At 66.0% G+C, this 2,410-nt stretch carries 2 protein-coding genes; both read right to left on the reverse strand.

Annotation, left to right across the window (positions count from 1 at the left end; translation table 11 throughout):
* Window positions 1-255 (reverse strand): proline dehydrogenase (locus tag VFS34_08255; GenBank protein ID HET9794441.1); only part of this gene is annotated, 255 nt, incomplete at its 3' end.
* Window positions 256-278: 23 nt separating this feature from the next.
* Window positions 279-2,408, reverse strand: coding sequence for a fatty acid oxidation complex subunit alpha FadJ (gene fadJ / locus VFS34_08260; protein HET9794442.1), 2,130 nt, complete (start codon window positions 2,406-2,408; stop codon window positions 279-281).
* Window positions 2,409-2,410: the final 2 nt, after the last annotated feature.

Genomic DNA, 2,410 nt, shown 5'->3' on the forward strand with positions numbered 1-2,410 from the left:
CTGGATGCGATCCAGGAGCTCGAGGTAGCTGTGCTGCGCGCCCTTCGCTTCCTCGGGTGAACTGACGGACTCCCCCAGGAGGTCGAGGCTCACGGTCAGATTCGCGGCGTTCAGGTCCTTGAGGACCGCGATGGCGGTATCAACGGTTTCACCCGCGACGAACCGGGACGCGAACTTCTGCGCCAGGCGGCTGGACCGGACGAAGCGGAATACCTGCGGTTGCTCGCTGAGCCAGAGAAGGCCGGCGCGCAGCATCGTCGTGTAGATCCTTTAGATGATCAGGAGTAGAATTTGCCGCCGCTCCGCGCGAGGTCTTTCAGCGCGTCGCAGGGCGTGAATCGCATGCCCAACCGTTCGGTCAGGCGCTCGAGGTCGTGGACGATCCGCGCGGCGCCGAGATCGTCGGCATAGCGGAGCGGGCCGCCGCGGAAAGGCGGGAAGCCGAACCCGTAGATCGCCGCGATGTCCCCGTCGCGGGGCGAGCGGACGACGCCTTCGGAGAAGGCCCGCGCGGCCTCGTTCACCATGGACAGCGTCAGTCGCTGCACGATCTCGGCGGCTCGAGGGCCGCCGTTGGGGTGAACGCCGGCGAGCGTATACACGCTCTCGTCCACGCCGGCCTTCTTGCCCTTCTCGTACTTGTAGAAGCCCTTGCTCGACTTGCGGCCCAGCCGCCGGTCTTTGATGAAGGCCTCGAGCACCGGAACCGGCTTCATGCGCTCGCCGAACGCCTTGAAGAGCACTTCGGATGCGTGCACGGCCACGTCGAGGCCGACTTCGTCCAGCAGGGTCAGGGGTCCCACGGGGAAGCCGAACTGCACGAGCGCCCGGTCGATTTCGTCGATGCCGGTCCCGCCCAGCAGCACGTACGCCGCCTCGCACATGTAGGGGGCCAGGATCCGGTTCACCCAGAAGCCCGGGCTGTCTTTCACGACGACGGGCGTCTTTCCCATCCGCCGCCCGAACGCCACGGCGGTGCTCACGGTGCCCGGCGCCGTGGCTTTCCCGGGGATGATTTCCAGAAGGGGCATCCGCGGGACGGGCGAGAAGAAATGCATGCCGATCACCTGGCCAGGTCTGCTCGAGGCCGAGGCGATGTCGGAGATGGGGATGGTCGAGGTGTTGGTCGCGAAGACGGCGGAGGGCTGGATCGCGGCTTCGACTTCCTTCAGTACCTGCTGCTTGACCTTGAGATCCTCGAATACGGCCTCGATCACGAGCTCGGCGCGACCAAACCCGGTAAACGCCGCATCTCCGGACACGAGCGCGAGGAGTCTGATGCGGTCGAATCTGGTGATCCGGCGTCTCTTGTAGTGGTCCTCGATGACACTGCGCGCCGCGGCCACGCCCTTGGAGACGTGTCCAAGGTCCGCGTCCTTCAGCCGGGCATCCACACCAGCCTGGACCACGGCCGTACCGGCGATCCCTGAACCCATGAATCCCGATCCGACGACACCCAGGCGCCGCACTTCGACCGGTGGCGGGGGATTCTCTTGCCCCAAGTCCTTCTTGAGCGCCGAATCCGCGAAGAAAATCTGGACGAGCTTGCGCGAGACGTCGGTCACGGCGAGCCGGCCGAACCCTCTGGCTTCATGCGCGAGTCCCGCGGTCATCCCGTGCTTGAGGCCGAACTCGACGGCGTCGAGCGCCGCGAGGGGCGCCGGGTAATTCCCGTGCGTCTCCTTCTCGACGCTCTTTCGTGCCAGGTTGAACACGAGCATCCGCCCGAGCGGATTGCCGTCGAGCAGGAAGCCCATCAGGCCTCCCGGACGGCGCCGGTGGGGACGCCAGCCACCTGCCAGTTTCTTCGCGATCTCCAGCGTCTGCCGCCTGAGGATGGATTGCGGCACCATCTCGTCGATGATGCCCACCTGGAGCGCCTTCCTGGCGGGGACCGTCTTGCCGGCAAGGATGATGTCGAGGGCAGCGCGAACACCGATGAGCCGCGGAAGCCGCTGGCAACCGCCGGCGCCGGGGAGAATGCCGAGTTTGATCTCAGGAAGCCCGATCGACGTCTTGGGATGATCGGTGGCGACGCGGTAGGTGCAGCAGAGTGAGAACTCGAGGCCGCCTCCCAGACAGGCGCCGTGAATGCCGACGACCACCGGCTTGGGGAAGTCCGCGATCTTGCCGAGCATCGCCTGACCATCGGCCGAGAGCTGCTCGGCTTCCGAAGCGGTCTGCAACTTCACGAATTCTTCGATGTCGGCGCCCGCGATGAAGTTGTCGCGCTTGCCCGAGAGGAACGCGACCGCCTTCACCCGCTCGTCGGCTTTGATGGTGTCGAACGCCCGGATCACTTCCTGCTTCACCGGCGCCGAGATGACGTTCACCGACGACCCGGGCGTGTCGAAGGTGACGATCGCGATGCCGTCGGCGATCTCCCAGGTCAGCGCCGGACCGGCCATCA

Source organism: Thermoanaerobaculia bacterium (genome assembly GCA_035717485.1).
GTDB lineage: Bacteria > Acidobacteriota > Thermoanaerobaculia > UBA5066 > DATFVB01 > DATFVB01.

What these genes read in the sequence shown, in the direction of transcription:
- fadJ (HET9794442.1), bottom strand. Translation starts at nt 2,408, where the DNA reads ATGGCCGGTCCGGCGCTGACCTGGGAGATCGCCGACGGCATCGCGATC.